Genomic DNA, 25,941 nt, shown 5'->3' with positions numbered 1-25,941 from the left:
TCTAATCAGATTTTTCTAAGAAAAACATCAATGTGCTTATATATTAAACATGAAGATTAATTTATAAACTAAAGCTGTTTTTTTGAATGTTGTTAATGGGTGTTAGTTTTTAACGGTGTAATCCGGGTGCGTGATGTATCCGGATTACTTTTTTAAGAAATTTCGTATAATCAACCTAGACGCAAACGATAGTAAATTTATGGCAGAATAGCTGTATTTAGCTTCATAGTCAGCCAAATTCTCCATGAAGTTACGATAATCTATGCTATGTTCATAATCAGTCCTAAATCGGAACAATCTTTTTATATTGGCATACTCGGCTGTTATTCGTTGTTCTTTATTGCCACTGTCAAGCATACAGCGAAGATCAGGCAACGACTCTCTAACCTCACGAAATAATGGGAAGAAGGCTTTTCCACTCTCTACATAGCAGTGCTTTATATCCCACTCCTTGAGTACTAATGATATTTCTGAGCTCAATAATACCTCACTAGAGAACACAACATCAGTTACATATACCAGATTACCTATAGCAACCTTGCAGATGACAAACATTCCGTCACAGTCTGGTACAATAAATACGACTGTTTTACTATTCGGTTCGATCTCTTCGTATAGCTTGAAGTCCTTGAGATTCTTTCCTCGCATTTCAACAGTCCCGGTTAACGCATCCTCGGCATCGTCATGCTCGCTTACGCCATCTTTCCGGTATGATTTTATGTGTTTCGCCCATTCCGGCCAACGAGCCTCCCAATCCTCCGGTAGATAAGTCAAGTTCATGACTTCGGCCGACCGAGTAAATATTCGCACCTTTTTATTATCCGATTGATGGAAAGTATTCACCTTGATGGAGTTATTACCCATCAAGCGAAGCTGAGATTCTACATTTCTAGCAAACCCTCGGCCACCATTGTTGCTCTCGATGTTGCTGATGGCTACACCATTCTTCGACATCATTTGAGCAGTTGCCGGCTCCGTGTATTCCATCGCCTTAGGAGTATATAAAACATCAAGAAAGAAATTACCGATTTCTGTTTCTACATAGTCTATAGAACACAGGTAATCTTTTCCGGTGTCAGCGGTATCGGTATAATTCTTCTTGATCGCACGCTTAGTCGCAGGAATTATACCATAGGTCTTAAACTTCCCGTACATTAATCCTTCTTTCGGTTGAGGATTTTGCAAATACTGCGTTTGAAAGATATACGGATCTATTCGCTCCAATTTATGTAGCTCCTCTACCGTATGTTTAAATGGCCATAGAGCACACTCTTTACCATCTTCATCATAATACAATACCGGTAGGGAGATAACAGTCCATTCTCCGGGCTCTATCTCCATCAAGTGACCACAAAGATCACGCTCATGGAGACGCTGCATAATCACCACTATAGGAGTTCTACGAGAATTCACGCGATTTCGTATTGTGCTCTCGAATCGGTTATTTACAAATTCTCTTTTGGTTTCAGACTGAGCATCATCCGGCTTTATCGGGTCATCTATTAATATTGCCCCTCCGAATTTAACTTCATCGCACATTGAGTCGAGCGCATCTACCTGCTCTCTCAAATCATTTTCTTCCTCATCAACAGAACCGGCACCAAATCCGGTCACCTGACCACCCGATGCAACGGCATAAACACCGCCGCCCTCTGTTGTATTCCACTTTTTCTTTGAGTCCGTCGTATTGCTCACCCGAACCCATGGGAACATCTGCTGATACTCCGCACTCTTCACTAACTCCCGGACTTCGTTTGAATTGTCCTTAGCTAAATCATCGGAATAGGAGAGGTGTATAAATTTAGCCGAAGGATTCAGAGCAAATCCCTCGGCCATAAAATTCTTAATCGCTAGCTCCGTCTTCGAGTATCGCGGCGCTATGTTAATGATAAGGCGCGTTATCTTTCCCTCAAGCACTAAGTCTAAGGCATCACTAATAATCTCATGATGCTGGTTGACAACAAACTTGCGCTTATTCCTTTGTCGGAAGAAATACTTCGTAAAGTTTATACTCTTTGACAGTAAAGCCGCGCGTAACAGATCCAATCCATTATCCGATGCCATTTTCTTTCATTATTTTTAGTGCCTCTTTCCGCGTCATGGGTTTAATATCGACGCTCGCTTCAACCTTTGCATTAACGTCGCTATTTTGCCTGTTCTTCCAATTATCAGGGTCACCATTGGTTAGTGTAAAGATGATTGCAGCCGTATCGGGTTGGACGTGCTTCTTAATGACCGTCTGCTCCTTTACTTTCAACTTCTTTTTTCCACTATCATCCACTGCATCATCCTTACCGGGCTTCAAATACACAGTCTTGGTTTCTTCTATCTCATAACCCTGTATTTTTCTCAATAAGGACTTCTTAGCTTCAGTTACCATGAAGTGCAATCGGGCTTCTTCGGCCTTTTTTATAGACTCAAAAAACTCTACTTTTTCTTTTTTCCATTTGAAGTAAATAGCCTCTGAGATACCCACCTGAGCGCAGATTTCAGCAATAGTATAGCTATCCCCTCTAATGAGGGAACATATTTTATCGACTAAGATTTTGCTATACTTTGCCATTTTTCTACTATTTATCTTCTTCTTTATCAAATTTAAACATCGAATCTGCAATATCAATGCAATTTTCGAGCTCTAAAACCACAGCTTTCAGCTCTATATACTTGCGCTTGTCAACTGAAGATGCAACGCCTTCACTATTAATAACTCTTTCGATTTCTACAAGCTGCTGACGCTTTCTATCCAATCTCTTTATAAGCACATTCTTGTAAATCATACACAATTTTGTTTGCATGGCACCAATAATTTAAGTTTGCTGCCAAAGTTAATATTTTATTTTAAAGTGGGCTTAAATCTCACAATCAGATAAATCCAGTTTAGGATAATTCGAACCAATAGCATTCGTATCTCCCTTATAGAATACCAATACGTTTTGATGGTGCTTACCTATTTTCCGGCTATGATTAAACTGGTTACTCGCACGCATGGCAAGGCTTCCTATCTGATTGACAAGAATCATTTCGTTATAGTAAACCATCCCGGCTTCAATAAAGGCGCTGATCGTATCAGAAACGAAATTACGGTAAACGCCTTGTTTGCTTCTTACTTCACCGACTACAAAGACTGCAAATCGATCATCCTTAAGCATGGAGCAACTCTTTTTTATGATTTCGAAATAAGCCTGTTTGAAATCATCATATTTCATTGTCGATAAATCTTTCGGATCATCTGAATACACCTCAAGGTCTGCATATGGAGGACAACTAAAGATAAAGTCTACCTGCATGCCCGAATAAAGCGTATCTATGTGGCAGCTATCACCGCATACCCATGTCGGATAACTAGGCATTGTGTTTTCTCCAATGACTTCTAACGCATTCTTGTAATTGGATTCGATCTGTTCATTTCGCAAATCCACTCCAAAATAAGGCATTCCCAATTTACTCGCTACAATTCCTCTAACAGAACCTCCGGCAAATGGATCAAGAACACTTCCTCCATTGAGATTAAACCATCTGTATGACAATTCACAAAGTACTGGATCAAAGATTGAAGTTCCACTCATAACAGGGATATTATTTTTCTGACAATAATCCATAACCTCATCCCATGATGGTTCTATACCCGTCTTCGCACGGAGCATATTCTTAGCTTCATATACTCTAGGAGGTTGAGCAGATCTATTGAAGGTGATATTACCATCACGTCCATCGTCACTCTTGATGCCTAAATCTAGCCAAGCACGCTTTCTCTCTTGCCAATTACCTGACTTCGCATCCAGTACCGAAAACGGAGGTATTATGAAACGTTCTTTCAACACACCAGTTCGCCCTTTCACAGAATCTACCTCATCAAGCTCGATATCGCCTATCTCTAGTTCCCAATCGTCCAAAATATCCCTCTCAAAATCCTCTTCAATTAAAGCTAAATCAAATTCAGACTTATCACTTGTTTGATTATCCGCAAATGCTAGCAGCTTTCGCTTCTCGTCGGTCGAAGCAATATCCGTTCGCTTTACTACAACTAATTCCTGACCATCGGATTCGACAATACGCACATTTAGCCCTAACTGCTTAGCCTGCTCGAACACACCGTTGCCGGCAATAATGACATTATCCCGGTCGACGAGTATAGAGCGACCGGCACCACATTCATCAAGGCTCTTATTGATCAGCCTCTTGTTAGCATCATCGTGTAGCCTGTAATTACGTGGGTCAAACTTTATATCTTCAGCATTCATATACCTTTTTTATCTTAAAATATATACTCTCCCGATATTTTCCTTTTAATCATATCCAATACGGCATTATAAATCTCATACAACTGCTTTAATGTCTCCGGACCGGGCCAATCGGAGAAATTTTGGTCTTGAAAAAAACGAAAATCAAAAACCTTCCTGGCCATTGGAGATAGCTCCAGATCTTCTACTGCATCCCTGATAAGTCTGAATTTGTCAATTAAGTAGCCATCGTCCGAGTCTTCATCTTCATCGGGCAATGTATCGAGGATAGAACAATCAACATTTTCATCGACTAAAGCAGACTTGTACTTATTCTGGTAGGGTGAGGTAGGAGAGTATATGTTCAACTTAATCATTCTAAGAACAAAGAAATCAAGTTCCGAGTATCCATTCCTTTTCGTGTTTACCAATCGCTCTAATCTCCATAACTCTTTCTGCCACAACGAACACATTACCTCATTCAGTACGTCTGTTGCTTCACCACGCATTCCGGATAGCTCACAGTGATACCGAGAATAATCAAGCCACTTACTGTAACGCCTCTCAATAAATCTTGCAATTTCAAGTCTACCTCTCAGCATACGTTCTCTTTTTACAATAAATGTTATACTCGCAGAGGTACATTCCCACCTGAGTAGATGCGTCCCAGACATCATCGATAGACTTACAGTTGAACACCTTGCATAGACTCTCAAATTCCCCTTTCCATGCCATCCACCATGTCTTTGCATCATGCCTTACAGGTAGCTCCGGATAGAGTTTGCAAAATGACTCTAAGCTTCCTTTTGCGTCACTAGCCAAATGGCGAATGTTATCAATTCCTACAGAAACAGATGCTCCATAAGTTTCAATCTTCGTAAATCCACTATTTATCATCTCATTCCGCTTTGCTGTCTCTTTTCTCACAATTTCTGACCGCCTATCCTTGCAAAAGTCAGAAAGCGCTACCATAATGGCCTGATTGTTTATCTTCGATCCCCAGACGAATTGCCCTCGACTGCCGTTTTTCAGTTGGCAGAAGAAAATACATAGTTCGGCCAGATTTAAATACCAATAACTAGATAGAACGGAAAGAGCGGTTTCCGCCAATTGTGTATCCGTTAATTCAACCCCGGAGTATCTAAGAACCGACTGTAGGTGTTTCGTTATAATTTCAACGCTGGTAGCATTACTGAAACTTCTTCCGATATCGGCCAAAGTCGGTATGTTATCGGCGGCTACAACCTCAGATAGCGTAACGTTGCAATTCAACTGAGCAATCGTACCCGACCAGTCATTGACCAATTGGGAGGCCGTTGATCCATTCCTTAAGGCCATCTGCTTGGCTGTCAGAGGCACTTCCTGATGCGTTGCTACCTTGGTTAACTGCACCGGGGATAGAATTACCTCTAGCTCCGCTTTTATTAGTTCTCCTTTCATCCTTTTCGTTTTTTAGTTTAAGTTCTAACCATCTAGAAAAATAAGACATAGCATCCTTGGGTGCCTTAGCCGTTTCCCCCTCATTTTGCAATTTCATAAAGAAACGCTCCAAATACTCATAAAAGCTTTCTAGGGTAAATTCATGATATCCCGCAGAGCGAGTATTCATCGTTAGAGTTTCTGCCCAATGCTGATTCTTCTTAAGTTCCATGTAGCAATCATCAAGACTTTTATCAAAGAAACTATTCTCTGAAAATAAATCTCCTACGCATACGCGTAAAGAATTTATAGTCTTATTCTCTTTAGTCTTTATATTTAGGTTACCCGTTTTACTTACCTTTTTACTTACCGTTTTGCTTACCTTTTTACTTCCCGTTTTACTTACGTCAAGTAAGTAATAAATAGGGGATTTTGCATTACGTTTTCCTGCCTCGAAATTAATCAAACCTTTTTGCTGTAATCTATTCCTAACTTCAATCACGGTCTTTTCTGATATACCGGTTGCGAGGACGATTATCTTGTTGGGATGTTCAAACGGATTCTGCCAACCCCGAATATTGCACTCATTCAATAAGTAGAAGTACAAAAAAACTTCGTTCGAGCTGAATTCTACACTTCGATTCATCTGCCAAAATTGGTTCATATAATCTATATAAGTCATTCTTTTATAATTGGTTTTATTAGGGTAGGGGTAAACTACCCCTCACTTTTATCGAAATAATTGCTATAGGAAATCTTCATTTGAATATCCCCAACTCTTTTTCTATTCTCTTCTTTGCGATACTGATATAACTAGGATTTAACTCATAGCCGACATAATTACGATTTAGCTTCCTTGCGACAATGGCAGTTGTTCCAGAGCCCATAAATGGATCGAGAACAATTCCGTCTTCGGGGCATCCCGCTTTGATACAGTCTACGATCAGCTTCTCGGGAAAGGTAGCAAAGTGAGCTTCTCTTAAAGGCTGGGTAGGAACCGACCATACGGAACGTTTATTCCTTGTTTTATAATCATTACGGATTAATCCTTTCATCTTTGTTCTTCCAGGAGTGTTATTCATTTTAGTGGTATTCCTTTCTCTGATTATAGTATCGTAAGACACTGCTTCCTCCGCTATGGCATCACAATCGAAGTAATACTTTTTGCTTTTGCTAAATAAAAGGATATATTCATGCGATTTTGTAGTGCGGTCCCTAACGCTTTCGGGCATACAGGATGGCTTGCTCCAAATAATGGTATCTCGCCAATACCAGCCGTCTGCACGTAGGGCAAAGGCAAACATCCAAGGGATGCCTATCATATCTTTAGGCTTACAACCAGTACATTGCCTGACTAATGTAGCTTTTCCAAGCGTACCTCGGTTTGTTCCCTGCTTATAATTCATAGCATTGTTCGGGTATCCCGCAGCTCCTTTCATTGACCCGGCATAAGAATCGCTGATATTTACCCACAAAGTGCCATCTTCAGTCAATACCCGAAAGACTTCACGGAATACTCGAACCAACTTCTGAATATATTCTTCCGGAGTAGACTCCAAGCCGATTTGTGCATCAGTGCCATAATCTCGCAACCCATAATAGGGAGGGGATGTTACACAGCAATGAATGCTATTACCTGGTAATTCTTTTAGTCCAGATGAGCATTCTGAATTATGGATGTGATTTATATTCATTTCTTCTTGTGTTTTACATTATTCTTATCTTCAAATTTTTCGCAGCAATTCACTTCAACCACCAATGCATCCCTAAGCTCACATCTTTTTCGCCAATATCCGTTAGGCAATCTTTTTCCGTTGCCTGCAAATACCTGCTTATTGTTAATAAAACGATATCCGGTCCAATACACACAGTCCCGGCAGTGGCAGCCGCCAATAATTCCAGATTCCAATGTCCAGTCCATAATAATTCTTTCTTTATTGTTAGGATTGTTCTTTCTTCTCTTTTATAGTCACATTATCATCTTCATCAATCTCGAAGCAATCCGGACAATAGCATTTCCCGTCTTCGATCAACCAATGGTCGTCCTGCGCTTCTTCCTTTGGTGAGTTTTCATCAGTCCAAAGTGTGAAGCCAGAATATTCGTTCATATACACCTTGCCGCATACATCGCACTGAACTCCGTATGCTTTTTCTTCAAATATTGCCATAATGTTTCTTTCTACTATTTATGCCGTCAACTTACGACGAATAAGGTTAATATTCTTGTTTACAAGGCTGATAATACAGTCATGGAATTCTGTATTTTTTTTCATGCAACTTGCTTTATAAGATTAATATTTCCTTTTACTACCTTGAGTATCTTATCATGATACTCACTGTTTTTGTTACAAATTGATCTTGACTGTACTATCTCGAATGTTCTTAAGTTTAGCTCGATTGTTTCAGTTCGTTTTCCATCGACCGAAGCAGACAAGATAAGAGAATCTTTTTTCTTGAAATAGTTGCACGCATACACGCAATGATGCATTGTTGCCCCTTCTTCGGCAAACTCCTGTACACTCTGAAGTACATGTATCACAATATTTCCCTCTTGTATTATTATTCCTAAGTACTTTGCTTTATCTTTAAGATACTGCTCTTCATACTTCATGGCTTCTTTGATATTTTTTTCAAGACGCAATTTCTCATCCTGTTTTGTTTTGAGTTTTACTACCTCTAGGTGTGCTTTATGCAGATCATCCGGAACAAGATATTTCGGTGAGCGCATATCACGTCCAATCGCTCTCGACATATCCAAATAATCTATATATGTGCCCACGTGTCCTTTAGTAAACTTATACCCATGTTTTAAAGCTATACGTATTGATGGCCATAACTTACCAACCTTATCGATATTGTCTTTCATGTATCGCAATAGCTCCATTTGCTTCTGCTTAATAAGAGTTTCAACGAAAGGATATTTAAGTATCATTTTAAAAAGCAAATCAGGAGTAATACCGAAGTAATTGCTATCAATCTTCGCATACTTCAACTGTGGTAATAGCTTCTCCCTTTTGATCACATTAGAGAATATATGATACTTTTCAGTTATGTAAGCATCATTTCTTATCTCCATCATAGAGCCTAAGCACCAAGCGTCATAAACTCCGCACATACCAAATGTATTAGTTGGTTTGGCCATGATTGTTGTAGTACCCTTTACGTTTATCCATAACTGTACAACCTCTATGCAATCTATTGTTGCAGCTTCACCCTTACGGCATTTTTTCATTAAGATAAAGTGACGCAATAGCTGATATCCTTTGAAAGTAGTTATTACAGTGTAGTACTCATTTCGGGGACTGTATGTCCTGCAATTACTTGAATTTACTTCAAGATGTTTACCACAATTTGGACAATCTACTCCAAAAAGAGATACTGATAACTGCGAATCGTCTCTTTTAAACTCACAGCCACACTCTGCACACCATATCTTTTTACTGGTTGCAAACCCTTTTGGCTTGAAGCATTTGTTCTTGCCATAATCAACTTGATTTACAGTTATCGGAGGAAGTTCACTATGTAGATTATAAACCTCCCATTGTAGATTTGTTTTTGGTTTCATAGCTAAAACAATGACATTTGTTGAACTTCTGAATCCACTTTTTTTGCCTTTGTAGGCTTCTTCTTCAGCAAAGCGTGTTGTTCCTCGGCTAACCGTTGAATAGCTGCTTCACGGGCTTTCTCTTTATCCTCTTCGGTAAGCGTCACAGGCTTGTTAGCAGCAGAAGAAGATACCTTAACGTTGGCTGGCATTTTAGCCACTTTGATGTTATCCTCGTCGTAGTAATGAACCGCCATCCCGTAGACTTCTTCATCGGATATAGCAACCGCATTACCACGTTTACGAGCTTCGCCTAAAATATAGGTACAGCACTCTTTAATACTCTTGCCTGGTTTGGCAAATGATACAGCGAATAAGCTATCTTCTTTAGCACGCTGCTCAAGGTAGGCTTGGATTGTTTTTTCAAATTCCATAATAGTGTGATTTTCTTTGATTAATTACTTGCAGTACAAAAAATGATTAGCGACCACATAGACAATGTACCAAAACATTGTAATTATGGCAATCATAGACAGTAGAGTGAGGGCCTGCTTCATAATTCCTTAATCAACAATTGATAACCAATGGCATAATTAAGTAAGTAAGTTCACATTCACCTCCTTCTGCCGGTCTAATTAAAGAAGCCTTACTGTGCTCCAACATTGAGATTGACACTTCATTCGATGGAATGCTCTCCAAAATCTCAATCAAAGCAGTATACTTAAATCCGATTTTAATGTCAGCACCTAGATATGAACTTACCGACACAAGTTCTTCAGCAGAAGTCGACAAATCCGTGTTCTTGCCAGTCAGAGTTAGTGTTCCTCTTTTGTATTCCATCACAACCAATGATGTACTCGCAGCACAGAACACAGATACTCTTTTCAGAGCAGACACCAATTCTACTTTATTGATTATTGCTGTCTTATTATTGTTCGAAGGTATCACAGCCCGATAATTGGGATATCTTCCCTCAATTATTCTACAAGTTATTATGTAGCAATCAAATTCAAAATCTATGGTAGATACTCCAACAGTGACTTTCACCTCTTCACATGCAGGTGGTATAATAGCTGATAATATCTTTGCAAATTTTGAAGGAAGTATAAACGATGATCTACCTTTTTCATTCTCTATTTTTGAAACAGCCATCCCTAGCATAACTCCATCACTTGCCACATAAGTAACAGTGTTGCTGTCTTTCTCAACATAAACACCATTCATGACAGGGCGTAGTTCATCATTAGCACAACATATTTGAACTTGTCTCATGCAATAAATAAAATCATCAACCTTTAGGGTAAATGGTTCGTCAGAACTCTCTTTGCTTATCTGAGGATATCCATTACCATGATCTCCAACCAGGTTAAACTTACCGTTTGAGTATCTAACGCAGACTTCAACATATTTTTCAGACGGTATCACATCAAACACGAGTGGTTGCTCCGGGATTTCCTTCAAACCTTCTAGAAGAGTTTTTGCATTGATAAAAAAAGATGGAACAACCTCTCCAAGAGTAATGCTGCATTTTACAATAGTGGTAATTCTACCACCTTCTTCTCCTGCGGTAATTAATACGCCTCCTCCTTCCTGTGGTTCGAACAGAAAATTATCATACGCTGGCAATGAATTTTTAGGTTGAATAACCCTGATAATTGATTTTAGCTTACTATATAGCTCGCTTTTTAAGAATGTTATTTTCATACGTCACTGAATTATGTGGCGCACAATAAAGAGGGGAGAGGTGTTTCAGTAGAGGATATAATATGAATAGTATATAAACAGCAAAAGCCAGATAAAACCTAGTTTTATCCAGCTCAGCACCATTTATGTGGCAAATATAGGGAGTCTTTTTATATCTACAAACTTTTCAGCTGTTTTTTTCTTGATTTTTTTGAAGTAAATCTAAAACACTACGATTAGCCTTGTCGTAAATTGAATAGTCTATATCAATATAGATATCAGCCATTTTATATTCATGATTTACATGTCCTAGGCAAAAGTCAATATCAGCCTTATTAATTCCTGCCTTATTCCTCGCTATGCTGGCCCATGAGTGGCGAGCCCAGTTCGTGGATAGTGGAACACCCAGATTTAATTCTTCTGATATAGTCTTAAGCCCTATATTGACAGCTCTCAGGAAGTTGTTAAGGCAGCAATACTTGTTCTTAAACGCAGATAATAATACTCCATTGCTGTATTTATCTAATAACAGCCTCAACTCAGGCTCTACTTTGATCGATAAGGTAAACCGACCGATATTGTCAGGGGTATTCGTTTTAGAACGTTCATATTCGACACGACCCGCCCTTTCACTGTTTAATAGATATAAGTCATTTATGTTTATTCCCATTAGATAAAACATCATCATAAACACATCCCTTGCCATATTAGACCGGCTGGTCGTAAAATTTCCATCACGAATACGGATGATGTCTTCTATGGAAAGGTTTTTTCTTTTTCTACGATACTGTGGTATTGAAATCTTTACAAAAGGATTAGATGGTATTCTTATTATATCTAGTTCTTCGTTATTATACTGCTTCTTAGCCTTGTTGTAAATCGCGCGCAATCCTCGAATGTAGTTGTTAATTGTGCCAGGTTCCATATTTCGCTCGATCATAGTCATGTTTTTCTTCCTTACGACGATTTTTGTGTTCATAAGATGCTCAATGTATAGTTCTAGATTCTTGACAGTGATATCTTTTGTGTCAATTCGCTGTTTTTTAAAGAAATTCATAAATGAATTGAGAGAATTATCATACCATTCGGCAGTCTTTACTTTAACCGTTTTTGAGATTAATTCTTTTGCAAACTTCACGAAATCAATTGATTGAGAATCACAATTTACACTTAAAAGTATCTCCTCTTTTAACTCCGAACAGGTCATTCGCTTGGTTCTTTCACTACCTAGCTTAATACAAACCTCTCTATAGGACTGAATATTCTTTGTAAGCTCGTAATTTAGTATTTCGGCTTGGTCGGATACCGAGGCAATAGTGCCGTCATCGCCCATTAAATCGGGCTTTATGAAGTATTCGGTAGCTATATATATAGAGCTACTATTGTGGTAAATACGAATTTTTATGTTAGCAGTACCGTCCTGCTTAATATGCTTTCCGCCGGTAAAAACAATTGCTTTAAATGTTGCCATAATTATATTCTTATTGTTAATAATACAATTTGATATAATTTATGCGGCTATAATCGAAAAGTTAAAAGATAGTTCAAAGAAAATCCTTTCTTAATTTGCATTTAAACAGTGTTATATAACATGATATATGCGAAAAAGCGAAAAGCCGACACAAATTGTATCAGCTCAACACCATTATAAATAACTGCTTGTCAATCACTTGACTTTTGTCGGGGTAGCGGGATTCGAACCCACGACCCCCTGCTCCCAAAGCAGGTGCGCTAACCGGACTGCGCTACACCCCGAAAACTTTAAAGAAATGCCCTCTCTGCTGATCGTCGGGGTAGCGGGATTCGAACCCACGACCCCCTGCTCCCAAAGCAGGTGCGCTAACCGGACTGCGCTACACCCCGAATGTGTGGGGGCTTTTTCCTTTAAAGCGATGCAAAGATAGAGAGTATTTTTTAATTAACAATACCCTGACAGAACTTTTTTTCTATTTAATTTTCAATACACTGATCGTCACACATTTGCAGCAGGCATTTTTTTTAGGTATAATGCTGCATTTCTATGCATGATGCGGAAAAGTCAGCGTAAAGCAGCTTCCTTTTCCTTTTTCCGAGCAAGCCGTTATGGTGCCACCATGTAGATTCATGAGTTGTTTGCATAGGCTAAGGCCAATTCCCGATCCGGTAGTCTTGGTGGTAAAGAACGGAACAAAGATTTTATCCATAACCTCGGGCAGTATGCCTTCTCCATTGTCTCGAACCGTTAATACAATACTTCCAAATGCATCTTTAGCAAGGTTCACCGTTATTTCGGGATGAGAGATGCGTATACATGCTTCTCGTGCATTCTTTATTAGGTTGATGACGATTTGTTCTATTTGCGCGCGATCAATATACAAGGTAAGTTCTTCTTCCGGTAGTTGAAAGCGAATATCGGCCTCCATAAAAAGCTTCTGTAAATCGGATAAGAGCTCATTTCCATTCACATACGTGCATACCGGTCGGGGAATACGCGTTAGCCTGCGGTAGTTCTCGACAAAATCCAATAGCCCTTTGCTTCTCCGGTGGATGGTTTGCATGGCCTGCAACATGATCCGATATTCATTCTCATTCATGGATTGAGAAGCAGATCGCTCGGTAAGCGTATCCGATAAAGAGATGATAGGGGTGATGGAGTTCATGATCTCATGGGTCAGCACGCGTATCAACTTCTGCCAAGCCTCCATTTCATTGCGTTCGAGTACCGAGTGAATGTTTTTTAGGTTGATTAGCAATTGCTCTTTGCCTTGTGCTACGAAAAGAGTAGAAGAAATAGCCATCTCCTGCAATACTCCATTTCGGTGAATACCGATCACTTGTGCCTCGCGGATGGGAACTTTCAATAGCTCTGCCGGAAGCTGTGGTTCCTGCCCCAATTGCGTCGTTGCAGCCTGATTCATCCATAACACACAGCCATTTCTATCTGCTACCAGCACCGCGGTGTCAACCTTATTAAGCAGATTCTCGTAGAATTGATGCTTCACCTCCTCGTCGAGCAATTGGCTGCGAAAGCTCTTTATGACTTGCGACAGTTCTTCGGCAAGCTCCCGCATCGAGCGATCCCTAAACGGAGGCTGAAAGGTCTGGGTCAGGTCATTGAAGCGAATACTATCTACCAAACGATGCATCATCGCCGTCTGCTTCATTTGCATCAGGTATAAATCTATGCCGGTAGCAATCAACAAGACGATGGCGAGTAGAGAGCTAAACCACAATTGCTTTTCACACAAAACATAGGCTGTGATGGAAAAGGTGGTTATCAGTATAATATGAATCGTTACCAGTACTGCATATCGTTTCATAAGCCTAATTTTTCGAGTTTACGATACAGGGCAAAGCGGGTAATCCCTAAGAATTCGGCAGCCTGTGTCATGTTTCCACGACTCAATCGCAACGCTTTTTCGATCGCTTTACGCTCCAGTTGTTCAAGGTTTAAGGGCTCGTCGTCGTCTTTCCGCATACGCTGAGCAGCATGAAACTGAAAGTTCTCTGGTTTCAGTAGCGATCCATCTCCCAGAATAACCGCTCTTTCCATGGCGTGTTGTAGTTCCCGTACATTGCCCGGCCAGGCATATTTTAGTAATTTACTTTTCGCTTCGCGTGTCAGACCGCTCATCTCCTTCTTATATTTACGTGCATAACGTTTTAGGAAGAAGTCGGCCAATAGTAGAATATCGTTTCCTCTTTCGCGCAAGGCGGGAATATGTATTTCGATGGTATTGACGCGGTACAGCAGGTCTTGCCGGAAACTGCCGTCGCTCACCATTTGGCGTATATCGGCATTGGTGGCACAAATAAGCCGCACATCAATCGGTACGGATTGTGTAGCACCCAGCCGGTTGATCTGTTGTTTTTCAATAGCGGTCAGCAGTTTGGCTTGCATCGGAAGCGACAGGTTACCTATCTCATCCAGAAACAAGGTGCCTCCTGTGGCCACCTCCATACGTCCCGCCTTTGCTTTGCGGGCATCGGTGAAGGCTCCTTTCTCATAACCAAAAAGCTCACTTTCAAAAAGTTGTTCGGGGATGCTACCCAGATCGATGGTAACAAACGGCCGGCCGTGCCGGGATGAGTTACGATAAAGCAGGCGAGCGATGACATCCTTTCCGGTTCCGTTTTCGCCCAATATCAGGATGTTGGCATCGGTTTCAGTCAGTTTACGAACCGTATCGAAGACCTCTCTCATGGCAGGCGATTCTCCAATGATCTCATCATCGGCCATACCTTGCAGGCTGAGTGCCTCGACTTGTTCTTTGAGCAGATTGACCTCGCGGTTGGATTGTCGCAGCCGCATGCCCGAGATAAGGGTTGCCAGCAGCTTTTCTTTCTCCCAAGGCTTCGAGATAAAGTCAATCGCTCCGGCTTTGATGGCGCGCACAGCCTTTTCGGTATCGGCATAAGCGGTCATGAAAATAACGATGGCTTGAGGGTCTATTTTCAATATCTGTTCTAAACTTTCAAAGCCCTCTTGTCCGCTGATGGCGTCGCGACTAAAATTCATATCGAGCAACACGATATCCGGTTCGAAGGTAGTCATAAAGTGTTCTACCCGGTCGGGCGAAGTGCTTACTTTGATCTTCTCGGCCAATGGCTCGAGCAGTAAGTTAAGGGCGAAGAGCACATCTTCGTTATCATCTACAATGAGTATTTTTCCCAGTTGTTTCATTCTCTTTATCTGTTTTTCTTATTAGAATCGAGCTATCATACAGGCAAAGGGTCGGATGATTTGCCTATGATGGTCGGACGATAAGGAGCAAAGGTCCCGACCATCCGCCCCATATCGTCCGACCCTTTTATTGTATCCGTTCCGCCCTGCGACAAAGATAGGTATTATATTCATGTGTTGAGTGTGCACTTTCGCACTATTTTTGTGCGAAAGTGCACACTGTTTACTGCTCTAAAAACAATCATACGGTTTCATATTCAATCAGTTATAATCTTGGCACGCCTTTTGAAACTATATTTACAAAAGAAACACACATGAATGTAAAAATACTATTTCTGTCGATCTATGCCGGTTGGGCTATCGGACTATCGGCGCAACCTGCACCCATGGAGCTGACGCTCGAGCAGACCATCGCACTCGCCAAGCATCAATCGCCCGATGCACAAACGGCGCGACACAGCTTCCGATCGGAATACTGGAACTATAAATACTATAAAGCCAACTACCTGCCTACGCTGTCTCTAACCTCGAACCCTTATTTGGATCGTGCCATTAACAAGATAACAATGAGCGACGGATCGGTCAATTTCGTTGAACAAAACCTGCTTAATACCGACCTTACCCTGAGCCTCACCCAAAACGTATCATGGACGGGAGGGACGTTCTTTCTCGAAACCTCGGCTCAACGGATGGATTTGTTCAGCAAGCGCACCACCTCGTGGCAAACATCGCCTGTCAACCTTGGCTATCGCCAGTCGCTCTTCGGCTACAATAGTCTGAAGTGGAACCGCCGCATAGAACCGATTCGCTACCTGGAGGCACGTAAAACGTATGTCGAAACCCTCGAGCTGGTCGCTGTGAAAGCTACCAAAAGATTCTTCGACCTTGCCAACGCACAGAGTAACTACCAAACAGCCACCATCAATTATGCCCACGCCGATACCCTTTATCACTATGCACAGGGGCGATACAACATAGGTACCATCACCGAAAACGAGATGCTGCAACTGGAGCTGAACAAACTCACCGAAGAAACCAACTGCATGAATGCCGGTATCGAAGTAGATAATTGCATGCAAGCATTGCGCTCGTACCTCGGCATTCAAGACGATGCGGAACTAACGGTGAAGGTGAACGATTGCGTGCCACACTTCCAAGTGGTGCTGACCGAAGCCTTGTTGCTAGCCAACGAGAACAGTCCGGAGATACAGAACATGAAGCGTCGCAAGCTGGAGAGCGAAAGCTCCGTAGCACAGGCTCGTGCCAATGCCGGGTTAAAAGCCGATGTATACCTACGCTTCGGGCTCACGCAGACGGCCGGAAAGCTAAGCGATGCCTATCAACGTCCGCTCGATCAGCAATACATCCGTCTGGGTATTTCGCTACCGATACTCGACTGGGGACGTGGAAAAGGGCAGGTACGGGTGGCACGTTCCAAGCGCGATCTGGTTTATACGCAGGTAGAACAGAACCGAACGGACTTTGAGTTAAATATCCGCAAACTCGTGAAACAGTTCAACCTGCAAGCACAGCGTGTACGCATAGCTGCCCGTACCGACGAAACGGCACTGCGACGCAACGATGTAGCCCGCCGCCTTTACCTGTTGGGGAAGTCGACCATTCTCGACCTGAATGCCTCTATCAGCGAGAAAGATGCTGCTAGGCATGCCTATCTGGCTACCTTATATAACTATTGGAGCCTGTACTATACGCTACGCAGCCTGACGCTCTTTGACTTTGAAACAAACACGGCGCTCACCGAAAACGAGCAGTTACTAATCGACTGACATACGATTTATTGATACATTATATATATAGCAACCTATACTCATGGATATAAAAATTAAAAAGAAACCTTGGTACTTCCGCTACAAATACTATCTGTCCGGAGGTATCCTCTTTACCGCTTTTCTGGTGTACCTGCTCATTCTATCGACAGGGCCGCGCAAACTGCGTATCGACTCGGCTCATGTGCAGATAGCCGAAGTACGCAACGACAAGTTTATGGAGTATGTCGATGTAGAAGGGCTGGTGCAGCCTATTCTCACGATCAAAATAAACACCCGTGAGGAGGGTAGTGTAGAGCATATCATCGCCGAGGAGGGAAGCCTGCTTCAAAAGGGCGATACCATTCTGGTGCTCACCAACCCGGACTTGCTGCGCAGTATCGACGATCAGCGTGATGATTGGGAAAAGCAACTCATCACGTACCGCGAAAAGGAGATAGAGATGGAACAGAAGAGCCTGAATCTGCAACAACAGACCCTACAAACCAGCTACGAATTGGCGCGGCTAAAGAAAAGTTTCGATCTCGACAAAGAGGAGTTTCGCATGGGTATCAAGAGCAAAGCACAACTCGAGGTATCGGCCGACGAGTACGGCTATAAACAGCGAAATGCCGTGTTGCAACGCGAAAGTCTACGCCACGATTCGGCCGTTACTGTTATTCGCAAAAACCTGATAATCAACGACCGCCTACGCGAGCAAAAGAAGTACGAACGAGCCAAAGAGCGTCTGAGCAACCTTATCGTACAAGCTCCCGTGACGGGACAGCTTAGCTTTGTTAAGGTAACTCCGGGGCAGCAAGTCTCTTCGGGCGAAAGCATTGCCGAAATAAAGGTGCTCGATCAATACAAGATTCACACCTCGCTTAGCGAATACTACATCGACCGCATCACCACGGGGCTACCGGCCACGATTCACTATCAGGGCAAAAAGTATCCGTTGCGCATTACCAAGGTAGTGCCGGAAGTAAAAGAACGCATGTTCGACGTAGACCTCGTGTTCACAGCCGAAATGCCCGACAACGTTCGTGTGGGCAAGAGCTTCCGCGTGCAGATCGAATTGGGGCAGCCCGAACAAGCCACCGTTGTTGCACGGGGCAACTTCTATCAGCATACCGGTGGGCAGTGGATTTACAAACTCAATGCCGCCAAGAGCAAAGCCACCCGAGTACCATTGACCATCGGTCGTCAAAATCCACAGCAATATGAAATTGCCGAAGGTTTGCAACCCGGAGATTGGGTAGTTACGACAGGATATGATACCTTTGGCGAGGCAGAAGAATTATTATTGAAATAATACGACGAAAACCACTAATTATGCATACCTTAAAATACACTTTCTGGTACTTGATATGTGCCAAATTATATTCAAAAACATACTACCATGATTAAAACTATTCATTTACAAAAGATTTTCAAAACAGAGGAAGTAGAAACATACGCACTCAACCAAGTTAGCGTAGAGGTGAAAGAAGGCGAGTTTGTAGCCATCATGGGGCCATCGGGCTGTGGCAAGTCTACTTTGCTCAATATCTTGGGGCTGCTCGACAATCCGACCCAAGGCGAGTATTACCTCAATGGGAAAGAGGTGTCGAAGTACACCGAATCGCAACGTACCAATCTACGCAAAGGTGTAATTGGCTTTGTGTTTCAGAGTTTCAATCTGATCGACGAGCTCAACGTTTATGAGAACATCGAACTACCACTGCTCTACATGGGTATTTCTGCTTCCAAACGCAAACGCAGGGTAGAGATAGCAATGGAGCGCATGGCCATCAGTCACCGCAGCAAGCATTTCCCACAACAACTTTCGGGCGGACAGCAGCAACGGGTAGCCATTGCCCGTGCCGTGGTAGCCAACCCCAAACTCATACTGGCTGATGAGCCTACGGGAAACCTCGACTCGAAGAATGGTAAAGAGGTGATGGGACTGTTGAGTGAACTCAACAAAGAGGGAACAACCATCATCATGGTGACGCACTCACAACACGATGCCGGATATGCCGAACGGGTGATTAACCTCTTCGACGGACACGTGGTGACCGAAGTAAGTTTATAAAAAGATCTATCAAGTTTACAAAAAGAGAATTATGCTCAAACATTATCTAAAAGTCTCCTTACGCAGTCTATTGAAGTACAAAGTACGAACAGTTATCAGCATCATCGGTGTATCACTGGGTGTTATCTGTTTTTCGACCTGTACTTATTTTCTTCGCACCATGTATCGGGGCGATGCTTGCTTTCCCGAATTTAATAAAATGGTAAAGCTATACAAACAAGATGGAAACCGAGAGTTTGAACTCCGAGGAAAGACAACCATAGAGTTTTGTAAACACTTCTCAAATGCCATAGAGCGGGTTGCATTGTATGGCTATCGTACACATAGCACCATTTCATTAGCACGAGAGGGCAAAGCGAGTAATGTGCGCGCTTATAGTATCGATGTAAACGGCGAATTTATGATAGTATATCCACCCGAATTGGTAGAAGGGTCCGTACAGTCCTTTATTGACCAGCCCAATGCTGTCATAGTGAGTGAGGAGTTTGCTAAGCGCATGTTCGGAAATAAATCTGCAGTAGGTAGTACTTTCTCGATAAACGGAAAAGAAAACTCGTTTTACACGATTGTTGGGGTTATTAAACCTTATCTGCCTATGACTAGCTTTAGCAATAAGCCGGTGGACTTCTTCAGACGAATGAGTGAGGAAGAAATCGAATCGAATCGTTCGCAATGCAGCATGACTTGCTTGTTGCATCCGAATATGGATATAACAAAGCTTAACGAACGACTGAGAACAACCAATTTGGGCAATGAATCGACCATCATTCATAGTCGGTTATACTATCTCTCTGAAAAGACAACCATAGAACCGATGGCAATCGTTTTCTCCGTCATTGGATTTCTGGTTATGCTCACAGGGTTACTTAATTTTATGAATTTCTCGATAGGTGGGTTCTTTTCCAAAGATCGCGAGTTGCATTTGCGCGAAACAATGGGAGCTAACCGGAAGCATCTCTTCTGTTTGCTTTTCTGCGAATTGGCATATGTATTGGTAGCTGTGCTTCTGCTAACAATGGTATTTGTAGAACTGGCATTGCCTATGTTACATGGTAGTTTACCGGCCAATATCCGTCAAGCACTTAGCATGAACTACCGTGATATTAGTTGGCAGATGAGTGAATATTTTCTGTATATAACTCTTCTCTGCATGTTATTGGCAGCAACCAGTGTTTGGCGTATTAAATGCCAAACAGCTTCGGGCATGGCTTTCCGTTCGCACGGCAAGGGCAAACATCGGTTGCGAAATACGATGCTGGGTATTCAGTTGTTTATCTGTATCGCTTTCTTGTTCGCAACTGGTGCTACCTATCTTTCTAAGCAAGTAGCAAAGGCTAACTTATCTAACAGCTTTCTGGATAAAGAAGAAAGAGATCGAGTTCTATATTTCAGCATAGGACGTGAGCAATTGATACAACAGCAATGGCCTACAATTAAGCAGTTTATTCTGACAAGTCCTTATTACGACAACTATGCACAGAGCAGTTATTATACAAGTCACTATACCAATAACAAACAACAAGAAATAGACTATACGATCAGAATTGTATCATCTGCCTATTTGGATATGATGGGCTTCCCTATTAAAAAGTTGCCTAAAACAGGAAAGCCAATCTGTATTGTCAATCGCGAAATGGAACAATATCTACAACAGGATTCAATGAATTATGTGCCCTTCAACGGAATAGATCACCTCGTGCACAGCGTTATCAATCTTGCCGAATACCAGTCGCATTTACCACAAACAGTTTATCTTGTGGAAGAGAAAGAAAACCCGTCTTGGTTTTATGTGCGTGTGAGCGAAGGAGTCGATGTAAAACAAGCCTATGATGCCTTGCAAGCGAAGCTCAATCTCTATTTGCCCGAATATAGTGATAACAAAGTGATGACACTTAACGATAACAATATGATCGACGCTTATGTAATTATGGAAAAATTATTTATGACTTGTGCATTTATCAGTATTTGTATCAGTATTATGGGATTGTTGGGAGCCATTTCCATGGACACTCGTAGCCGACAAAAAGAGGTCGCTATTCGCAAAATTAATGGTGCCGGCATGCGGAATATTTACTGGCTGTTTGGTAAACTATACTTGATTCTTTTTAGTATAACTTCGCTAGTAACCACCCTGTTGGCCTTGTTAATCTTTACGATTATATCGCAGGAAACCGATAACTTCTTTGACTATTCCAATCCTTGGTACTGGTTGGGTACGTTGTTCATAGCTGCGACGTTGATTATGCTAACGGTTAGTTGGCAAATCTATCGCATCTCGCGACTAAACCCCGCAGAGATTATTAAAAGTGAATAATAACAATGAAGAATAGAAATGAGATGACGTTATACGCTAAAGATCACATTCCGAAACTGATACCGGACAGCGGCTTTGTAAAACCGGGTGAACAGTATGTACAGCTTCGCTACTTTCTGAAAAAAACGGAAGGATTTTAATACACTAACGCCCCCCGACATGATACAGCACTACTTAAAAGTTGCTTTACGCAATCTACAAAGACATCAAGCCCAAAGCATCATCAGCATACTGGGCATTGCCATAGGCTTTACAGCCTTTCTGCTCGGTGGCTATTGGTATTATTGGGAGAACAATTTCGATACGTTTCATCCCCGTCACACACAAACCTACGCCGTCACCACCAGCGGTTTATTGAAAGGCAATGGAGAACTCAACCAACTGCACGAATCGATGGAGGAGGAGATGGCGGCATTTCCCGAGATAAAAACAATCTGCCGGGTGAGCGAATTGTCCTATCGGTCGGATGGAAAAGAGAAGTCATGGATCGGCATGCGTGTAGACTCGCTCTTCTTTACGATCTTTCAGTGCAATCTCATCCAAGGAGGCTATCTGGGAGTGCCCTTCGACGGGCATTCGGTCATTCTGACACAGAAGATGGCGGAATATCTGTTTGGCAAGAGTAGTTGCGTGGGCAAAACCGTAAGAATGAACAAAGAGGTATCATTCGCGGTGATAGGAGTGATGAAAGATTATCCTCAGAACAGTGACTTTAAGTTCGACTACCTTTGCCTATCCACTCCGGTGAGTAATAGCCAGAAACGCAGCACAACCTATGTGCAGGTATACCCTCATGCCGATGTAGCGGCGTTGAAACAAAAAATCGCTGCTTCCAGAATGAAAGAGAACGACACGAAGTGGGCTACATACTCGCAATGGCGGTTTCACCTTCGCTCATTGTCGGAGGTGCACATCGCGTGCTCGCCCGAGTTGGATGCCCGCTTTCGCAACATAAGGATTCTGGCAGCAGCGGGGTTGTCGAGCTAACTGAACTGATGAATCTCTTCAACCGCCCCGAGAAAACCATGTTCGGCATTTTTCTACTGCTGGCATCCCTCTGTATCCTCATCTCTTCTATGGTATGTACGCACTGGTATCCTACGGATGGTTGCTGCCACTCGTCTTTTTGCTTACGTGTAGCATAGTTATGCTTGCGGTTGCCCGGCAAGTGTGGGTTGCCATCCGCCAAAGTCCGGTCAACGCCATCAAAGAGTAAAATCGTCGAAAACGGACGTACACTCATCCTCTCTACAATTAACATACTTCTATGATCGTTTAGACGATTAAAGAAGTATGTTTGTCGCTATATCAGTATTTATGCCTACTTTTGTTTCGTAAATCAAAGGAAAAAAACTCTAATTCATTCATTATGAAACAATCGATTTTTAATCAGTTCATTCCCACCAATCTACTGTTTGGCTGCGGAAGTATCAAGAAGTTGGCTACCGAGCAGTTGCCCGGTAAGAAGGCGCTCATCGTTATCTCTTCGGGCACTTCGATGCACAAATACGGCTATCTCGATCAAGTGATCGAACTACTGGCCAAGAACGGAGCTACCGCAGTCGTTTATGATAAAATTCTACCGAATCCTATCCGTTCTCATGTCATGGAAGCTGCTGCGCTTTGCAAACAAGAGCAGTGCGACTTTGTGATAGGTCTGGGCGGTGGAAGCTCCATCGACTCTGCCAAGTCGATTGCCGTAATGGCCTGCAATCCGGGTGATTACTGGGATTATATTCATGGCGGAACAGGTAAGGGACAGCCCACATCGGGAGGTGCACTACCCGTCGTTGCCATTCCTACAACGGCCGGAACAGGCACTGAGGCCGATCCGTGGACGGTTATTACCCACGAAGAACGCAACGAGAAGATCGGCTTTGGCAATGCATCTACCTTTCCGGTGCTCTCCATTGTCGACCCGGAGTTGATGGTTTCGGTACCCGCCCACCTCACAGCCTATCAGGGTTTCGATGCTTTCTTTCATGCTGCCGAAGGGTATATCGCCCGTATCGCATCGCCCATCAGTGATTTGTATGCACTGAAAAGTATCCGTCTGCTCAATCAGTATTTACCGACTGCCGTAACCGACGGAGCGAATATGGAAGCACGAAGCAATGTGGCGCTGGCCAGTACCTTGTCGGGCATGGTAGAGTCTACCTCTAGCTGTACGTCGGAGCATTCGCTCGAACACGCCATGAGTGCCTATTACCCCGCTTTGCCTCACGGTGCAGGGCTGATTATGCTATCGGTTGCCTACTTCACTGCTTTCGCACAGGTGGTTCCCGAACGCTTTATGCAGATGGCCGAAGCCATGACCGGGCAGAGAAGCCAGGATCCTATGGACTTTGTCCATGCGCTGGCTCATATGCAGAAAGCCTGCGGCGTAAGCGAGTTGAAGATGAGTGAGTGGGGTATTACAGAAGCCGATCTGCCACGCTTTGTACAAAACGCTCGCGAAAATATGGGCGCACTCTTTGGACTCGACCCAGTGGCACTGACCAATGAGAAGTTTTTGCAGATTTATAAAGATTCCTTTCGATAAAAAGGAATGTATCTCTTGACTTTGCCCGTTTTGTGTTGTATACTTAGAAGAAACTAGCATACAATATATGGAATAAAGATTATCAAACATTTGAAAATATAGATTATTCCATGCGGAAGTTGATTACATATCAGCTTGCCTGAACGCTTAAACGGAGATATAGCACACCATGCTATATCTCCGTTTAAGCGTAATTATTCGCCATCTACTTAAAGTATCAAAAACAGTACTTTACTAAATCATAAGGCGCTTTTTTGAATAGATTTGTAACTATATAGTATAAACTATTAAGGAAGGGGTTCGCTTTATATAAGAATAAAGGATACCATTAAAACAAAGAGAAGACTCTCGCTACCTATCAAGTAGCGAGAGTCTTCTCTTATAAAATTATTCCAACAAAATAATTTTATTTCTTAGGGGGTATATGCGGAGCTTACTTCAACAAGTCCAATGCCTTGAAGCATTTTACCAATTTGTCGATAGCGATATCAATCTGTTCGATGCTGTGTGTAGCCATGAGCGAGAAGCGAATCAACGTATCATTGGGAGAGCAAGCAGGAGGCACAACGGGGTTGATAAATACGCCTTCGTCAAAAAGCATTTTAGTTACCAAGAACGTTTTCTCCATATCGCGCACATAAAGCGGAATGATCGGGGTTTCGGTATGGCCAATCTCAAAGCCTAACTCGCGGAAGCGCTTCAAGGCATAATTGGTGATGGTCCACAGATGTTCAATACGCTCGGGTTCGCTCTTCATAATATCGAGTGCGGCACGTGCAGCAGCAGTGGCGGCAGGCGTGTTGCTGGCACTAAATATGTACGAGCGAGAGTTGTGACGCAGGTAGTTGATCACTTCCTCATCGGCAGCAATGAATCCACCAATGGCAGCAAGCGATTTACTGAAGGTACCCATAATCAAATCCACATCTTTGGTTACACCGAAATGATCACATGTACCGCGGCCATGATTACCTAACACACCCAAGCCGTGAGCCTCATCGACCATAATGTTAGCGTCGTATTTCTTAGACAGACGAACAATTTCTGGCAGGTTGGCTATGTCGCCCTCCATGCTGAATACGCCATCTACTACAATTAATTTGACTGCTTCGGGGCGGCACTTCTGCAATTCTTTCTCCAAAGACTCCATGTCGTTGTGTTTGAATTTCAACACGGTAGAAAATGATAAACGGCGACCCTCTACGATAGAAGCATGATCCAGTTCATCACAAATAATATAATCTTCGCGACCTGTAACACACGAAACAACTCCTAAGTTTACTTGAAATCCGGTAGAATAGATAATAGCATCTTCTTTGCCTACAAACTCAGCTAATTCTTTTTCCAATGCCAGGTGAAGATCCAATGTACCGTTCAAAAAACGGGAACCGGCACACCCCGTACCATATTTACGAGTAGCCTCGACAGATGCTTCAATCACTTTCGGGTGATTCGTCAGACCCAAGTAAGAGTTCGAACCGAACATCAATACCTTTTTTCCACTCATAATCACCTCTGTGTTCTGCTCGCTTTCGATACAACGAAAATACGGATATACGCCTTGCGCCTTAATCTGCTGAGGGAGGTCGTATTTAGCTAACTTCTCTTGTAATAATCCCATGATTGTTCTTTATATAATCTCTCGTTTGAATATGGTTAATAAATGAATAACCATTCTCGTTTTATTAAATTCCTTAACAAGTGTTTAAAACA

The 25,941-nt window shown here is 42.4% G+C and carries 25 protein-coding genes and 2 tRNA genes; 8 read left to right on the top strand and 19 right to left on the bottom strand.

What is annotated here, in order from left to right; genetic code table 11:
• Nucleotides 1-144 precede the first annotated feature (144 nt).
• The 18 genes from terL to TY03_RS09510 form a co-directional block, all read right to left on the bottom strand.
• On the bottom strand, nucleotides 145-2,064 hold the full coding sequence (gene terL, locus TY03_RS09590) for a phage terminase large subunit (RefSeq protein ID WP_042369584.1): 1,920 nt from the start codon (nucleotides 2,062-2,064) through the stop codon (nucleotides 145-147).
• Nucleotides 2,051-2,563 carry a phBC6A51 family helix-turn-helix protein gene (locus TY03_RS09585; RefSeq protein ID WP_052332452.1) on the bottom strand — a complete coding sequence of 171 codons (513 nt, stop codon included), beginning with the start codon at nucleotides 2,561-2,563 and terminating at the stop codon, nucleotides 2,051-2,053. Before TY03_RS09585 ends, terL begins: the two co-directional genes overlap by 14 nt.
• A 7-nt stretch (nucleotides 2,564-2,570) precedes the next feature.
• Entirely contained in the window at nucleotides 2,571-2,777 is a 207-nt protein-coding gene (locus TY03_RS09580; RefSeq protein ID WP_148335632.1) for a hypothetical protein, read from the bottom strand.
• 72 nt (nucleotides 2,778-2,849) lie between these two features.
• Nucleotides 2,850-4,241, bottom strand: a complete 1,392-nt coding sequence (locus TY03_RS09575) for a ParB N-terminal domain-containing protein (RefSeq protein ID WP_042369579.1) — start codon at nucleotides 4,239-4,241, stop codon at nucleotides 2,850-2,852.
• Nucleotides 4,242-4,255: 14 nt separating this feature from the next.
• Nucleotides 4,256-4,822, bottom strand: a complete 567-nt coding sequence (locus TY03_RS09570) for a hypothetical protein (protein WP_042369577.1) — start codon at nucleotides 4,820-4,822, stop codon at nucleotides 4,256-4,258.
• Nucleotides 4,809-5,558 (bottom strand): hypothetical protein, encoded by a 750-nt coding sequence (locus TY03_RS09565; protein WP_230201959.1) that lies wholly within the window; start codon nucleotides 5,556-5,558, stop codon nucleotides 4,809-4,811. Before TY03_RS09565 ends, TY03_RS09570 begins: the two co-directional genes overlap by 14 nt.
• Entirely contained in the window at nucleotides 5,515-6,321 is an 807-nt protein-coding gene (locus tag TY03_RS09560; protein WP_230201958.1) for a helix-turn-helix domain-containing protein, read from the bottom strand. Before TY03_RS09560 ends, TY03_RS09565 begins: the two co-directional genes overlap by 44 nt.
• A gap of 76 nt (nucleotides 6,322-6,397) precedes the next feature.
• A complete protein-coding gene (locus TY03_RS21430; RefSeq protein ID WP_052332451.1) occupies nucleotides 6,398-7,333 on the bottom strand; it encodes a DNA-methyltransferase in 936 nt (311 codons plus the stop codon).
• Nucleotides 7,330-7,560, bottom strand: coding sequence for a hypothetical protein (locus tag TY03_RS22365; RefSeq protein WP_148335631.1), 231 nt, complete (start codon nucleotides 7,558-7,560; stop codon nucleotides 7,330-7,332). Before TY03_RS22365 ends, TY03_RS21430 begins: the two co-directional genes overlap by 4 nt.
• Before the next feature lie 19 nt (nucleotides 7,561-7,579).
• The gene (locus TY03_RS09550) at nucleotides 7,580-7,807 is read right to left on the bottom strand and encodes a hypothetical protein (protein ID WP_042369574.1); all 228 of its coding nucleotides are present in this window, start codon (nucleotides 7,805-7,807) and stop codon (nucleotides 7,580-7,582) included.
• Between the two features lie 101 nt (nucleotides 7,808-7,908).
• On the bottom strand, nucleotides 7,909-9,204 hold the full coding sequence (locus tag TY03_RS09545; RefSeq protein ID WP_042369571.1) for a PcfJ domain-containing protein: 1,296 nt from the start codon (nucleotides 9,202-9,204) through the stop codon (nucleotides 7,909-7,911).
• Nucleotides 9,205-9,206: 2 nt separating this feature from the next.
• Entirely contained in the window at nucleotides 9,207-9,617 is a 411-nt protein-coding gene (locus TY03_RS09540) for a PcfK-like family protein (RefSeq protein WP_042369569.1), read from the bottom strand.
• Nucleotides 9,618-9,750: 133 nt separating this feature from the next.
• Nucleotides 9,751-10,887, bottom strand: a complete 1,137-nt coding sequence (gene dnaN, locus TY03_RS09535) for a DNA polymerase III subunit beta (RefSeq protein ID WP_042369567.1) — start codon at nucleotides 10,885-10,887, stop codon at nucleotides 9,751-9,753.
• Between the two features lie 166 nt (nucleotides 10,888-11,053).
• The gene (locus TY03_RS09530; protein WP_042369565.1) at nucleotides 11,054-12,337 is read right to left on the bottom strand and encodes a tyrosine-type recombinase/integrase; all 1,284 of its coding nucleotides are present in this window, start codon (nucleotides 12,335-12,337) and stop codon (nucleotides 11,054-11,056) included.
• A gap of 209 nt (nucleotides 12,338-12,546) precedes the next feature.
• A tRNA-Pro gene (locus TY03_RS09525) sits at nucleotides 12,547-12,621 on the bottom strand.
• A 33-nt stretch (nucleotides 12,622-12,654) separates the two neighbouring features.
• A tRNA-Pro gene (locus TY03_RS09520) sits at nucleotides 12,655-12,729 on the bottom strand.
• 155 nt (nucleotides 12,730-12,884) lie between these two features.
• Complete coding sequence (locus TY03_RS09515; RefSeq protein WP_042369563.1) at nucleotides 12,885-14,165, bottom strand: sensor histidine kinase; 1,281 nt, start codon at nucleotides 14,163-14,165, stop codon at nucleotides 12,885-12,887.
• The gene (locus TY03_RS09510; RefSeq protein ID WP_042369561.1) at nucleotides 14,162-15,529 is read right to left on the bottom strand and encodes a sigma-54-dependent transcriptional regulator; all 1,368 of its coding nucleotides are present in this window, start codon (nucleotides 15,527-15,529) and stop codon (nucleotides 14,162-14,164) included. Before TY03_RS09510 ends, TY03_RS09515 begins: the two co-directional genes overlap by 4 nt.
• Nucleotides 15,530-15,843: 314 nt before the next feature.
• Between TY03_RS09510 and TY03_RS09505 the strand changes: the two genes are divergently transcribed.
• The 8 genes from TY03_RS09505 (at nucleotide 15,844) to TY03_RS09480 (ending at nucleotide 24,228) form a co-directional block, all read left to right on the top strand.
• Nucleotides 15,844-17,316 carry a TolC family protein gene (locus TY03_RS09505; protein ID WP_042369559.1) on the top strand — a complete coding sequence of 491 codons (1,473 nt, stop codon included), beginning with the start codon at nucleotides 15,844-15,846 and terminating at the stop codon, nucleotides 17,314-17,316.
• Nucleotides 17,317-17,359: 43 nt separating this feature from the next.
• A complete protein-coding gene (locus TY03_RS09500; RefSeq protein WP_042369557.1) occupies nucleotides 17,360-18,610 on the top strand; it encodes an efflux RND transporter periplasmic adaptor subunit in 1,251 nt (416 codons plus the stop codon).
• 87 nt (nucleotides 18,611-18,697) lie between these two features.
• Nucleotides 18,698-19,372 carry an ABC transporter ATP-binding protein gene (locus TY03_RS09495; protein ID WP_042369555.1) on the top strand — a complete coding sequence of 225 codons (675 nt, stop codon included), beginning with the start codon at nucleotides 18,698-18,700 and terminating at the stop codon, nucleotides 19,370-19,372.
• Nucleotides 19,373-19,403: 31 nt separating this feature from the next.
• The gene (locus TY03_RS09490) at nucleotides 19,404-21,686 is read left to right on the top strand and encodes an ABC transporter permease (RefSeq protein WP_042369550.1); all 2,283 of its coding nucleotides are present in this window, start codon (nucleotides 19,404-19,406) and stop codon (nucleotides 21,684-21,686) included.
• A 5-nt stretch (nucleotides 21,687-21,691) separates the two neighbouring features.
• Nucleotides 21,692-21,826 carry a DUF4891 domain-containing protein gene (locus tag TY03_RS22860; RefSeq protein ID WP_222860402.1) on the top strand — a complete coding sequence of 45 codons (135 nt, stop codon included), beginning with the start codon at nucleotides 21,692-21,694 and terminating at the stop codon, nucleotides 21,824-21,826.
• Nucleotides 21,827-21,845: 19 nt separating this feature from the next.
• Nucleotides 21,846-22,673 carry an ABC transporter permease gene (locus TY03_RS09485; RefSeq protein WP_042370146.1) on the top strand — a complete coding sequence of 276 codons (828 nt, stop codon included), beginning with the start codon at nucleotides 21,846-21,848 and terminating at the stop codon, nucleotides 22,671-22,673.
• Between the two features lie 94 nt (nucleotides 22,674-22,767).
• Nucleotides 22,768-22,902 (top strand): hypothetical protein, encoded by a 135-nt coding sequence (locus TY03_RS23010; RefSeq protein WP_262482513.1) that lies wholly within the window; start codon nucleotides 22,768-22,770, stop codon nucleotides 22,900-22,902.
• A gap of 153 nt (nucleotides 22,903-23,055) precedes the next feature.
• Nucleotides 23,056-24,228, top strand: a complete 1,173-nt coding sequence (locus tag TY03_RS09480; protein ID WP_042370144.1) for an iron-containing alcohol dehydrogenase — start codon at nucleotides 23,056-23,058, stop codon at nucleotides 24,226-24,228.
• Nucleotides 24,229-24,661: 433 nt separating this feature from the next.
• Here the strand turns inward: TY03_RS09480 and spt are convergent, their stop codons facing one another.
• Complete coding sequence (gene spt, locus TY03_RS09475) at nucleotides 24,662-25,849, bottom strand: serine palmitoyltransferase (RefSeq protein WP_042369549.1); 1,188 nt, start codon at nucleotides 25,847-25,849, stop codon at nucleotides 24,662-24,664.
• Nucleotides 25,850-25,941 lie beyond the last annotated feature (92 nt).

The sequence above is a fragment of the Bacteroides neonati genome (genome assembly GCF_000499785.1).
Classification (GTDB): Bacteria; Bacteroidota; Bacteroidia; order Bacteroidales; family Bacteroidaceae; genus Bacteroides; species Bacteroides neonati.
Note: the sequence above shows the minus strand (reverse complement) of the source record. Positions and strands in the feature narration are given on the sequence as shown.

Coding starts and splice junctions, on each gene's coding strand:
- terL (WP_042369584.1), bottom strand. CDS start 2,064: ATGGCATCGGATAATGGATTGGATCTGTTACGCGCGGCTTTACTGTCA.
- TY03_RS09585 (WP_052332452.1), bottom strand. CDS start 2,563: ATGGCAAAGTATAGCAAAATCTTAGTCGATAAAATATGTTCCCTCATT.
- TY03_RS09580 (WP_148335632.1), bottom strand. CDS start 2,777: ATGATTTACAAGAATGTGCTTATAAAGAGATTGGATAGAAAGCGTCAG.
- TY03_RS09575 (WP_042369579.1), bottom strand. CDS start 4,241: ATGAATGCTGAAGATATAAAGTTTGACCCACGTAATTACAGGCTACAC.
- TY03_RS09570 (WP_042369577.1), bottom strand. CDS start 4,822: ATGCTGAGAGGTAGACTTGAAATTGCAAGATTTATTGAGAGGCGTTAC.
- TY03_RS09565 (WP_230201959.1), bottom strand. CDS start 5,558: ATGGCCTTAAGGAATGGATCAACGGCCTCCCAATTGGTCAATGACTGG.
- TY03_RS09560 (WP_230201958.1), bottom strand. CDS start 6,321: ATGACTTATATAGATTATATGAACCAATTTTGGCAGATGAATCGAAGT.
- TY03_RS21430 (WP_052332451.1), bottom strand. CDS start 7,333: ATGAATATAAATCACATCCATAATTCAGAATGCTCATCTGGACTAAAA.
- TY03_RS22365 (WP_148335631.1), bottom strand. CDS start 7,560: ATGGACTGGACATTGGAATCTGGAATTATTGGCGGCTGCCACTGCCGG.
- TY03_RS09550 (WP_042369574.1), bottom strand. CDS start 7,807: ATGGCAATATTTGAAGAAAAAGCATACGGAGTTCAGTGCGATGTATGC.
- TY03_RS09545 (WP_042369571.1), bottom strand. CDS start 9,204: ATGAAACCAAAAACAAATCTACAATGGGAGGTTTATAATCTACATAGT.
- TY03_RS09540 (WP_042369569.1), bottom strand. CDS start 9,617: ATGGAATTTGAAAAAACAATCCAAGCCTACCTTGAGCAGCGTGCTAAA.
- dnaN (WP_042369567.1), bottom strand. CDS start 10,887: ATGAAAATAACATTCTTAAAAAGCGAGCTATATAGTAAGCTAAAATCA.
- TY03_RS09530 (WP_042369565.1), bottom strand. CDS start 12,337: ATGGCAACATTTAAAGCAATTGTTTTTACCGGCGGAAAGCATATTAAG.
- TY03_RS09515 (WP_042369563.1), bottom strand. CDS start 14,165: ATGAAACGATATGCAGTACTGGTAACGATTCATATTATACTGATAACC.
- TY03_RS09510 (WP_042369561.1), bottom strand. CDS start 15,529: ATGAAACAACTGGGAAAAATACTCATTGTAGATGATAACGAAGATGTG.
- TY03_RS09505 (WP_042369559.1), top strand. CDS start 15,844: ATGAATGTAAAAATACTATTTCTGTCGATCTATGCCGGTTGGGCTATC.
- TY03_RS09500 (WP_042369557.1), top strand. CDS start 17,360: ATGGATATAAAAATTAAAAAGAAACCTTGGTACTTCCGCTACAAATAC.
- TY03_RS09495 (WP_042369555.1), top strand. CDS start 18,698: ATGATTAAAACTATTCATTTACAAAAGATTTTCAAAACAGAGGAAGTA.
- TY03_RS09490 (WP_042369550.1), top strand. CDS start 19,404: ATGCTCAAACATTATCTAAAAGTCTCCTTACGCAGTCTATTGAAGTAC.
- TY03_RS22860 (WP_222860402.1), top strand. CDS start 21,692: ATGAAGAATAGAAATGAGATGACGTTATACGCTAAAGATCACATTCCG.
- TY03_RS09485 (WP_042370146.1), top strand. CDS start 21,846: ATGATACAGCACTACTTAAAAGTTGCTTTACGCAATCTACAAAGACAT.
- TY03_RS23010 (WP_262482513.1), top strand. CDS start 22,768: ATGTACGCACTGGTATCCTACGGATGGTTGCTGCCACTCGTCTTTTTG.
- TY03_RS09480 (WP_042370144.1), top strand. CDS start 23,056: ATGAAACAATCGATTTTTAATCAGTTCATTCCCACCAATCTACTGTTT.
- spt (WP_042369549.1), bottom strand. CDS start 25,849: ATGGGATTATTACAAGAGAAGTTAGCTAAATACGACCTCCCTCAGCAG.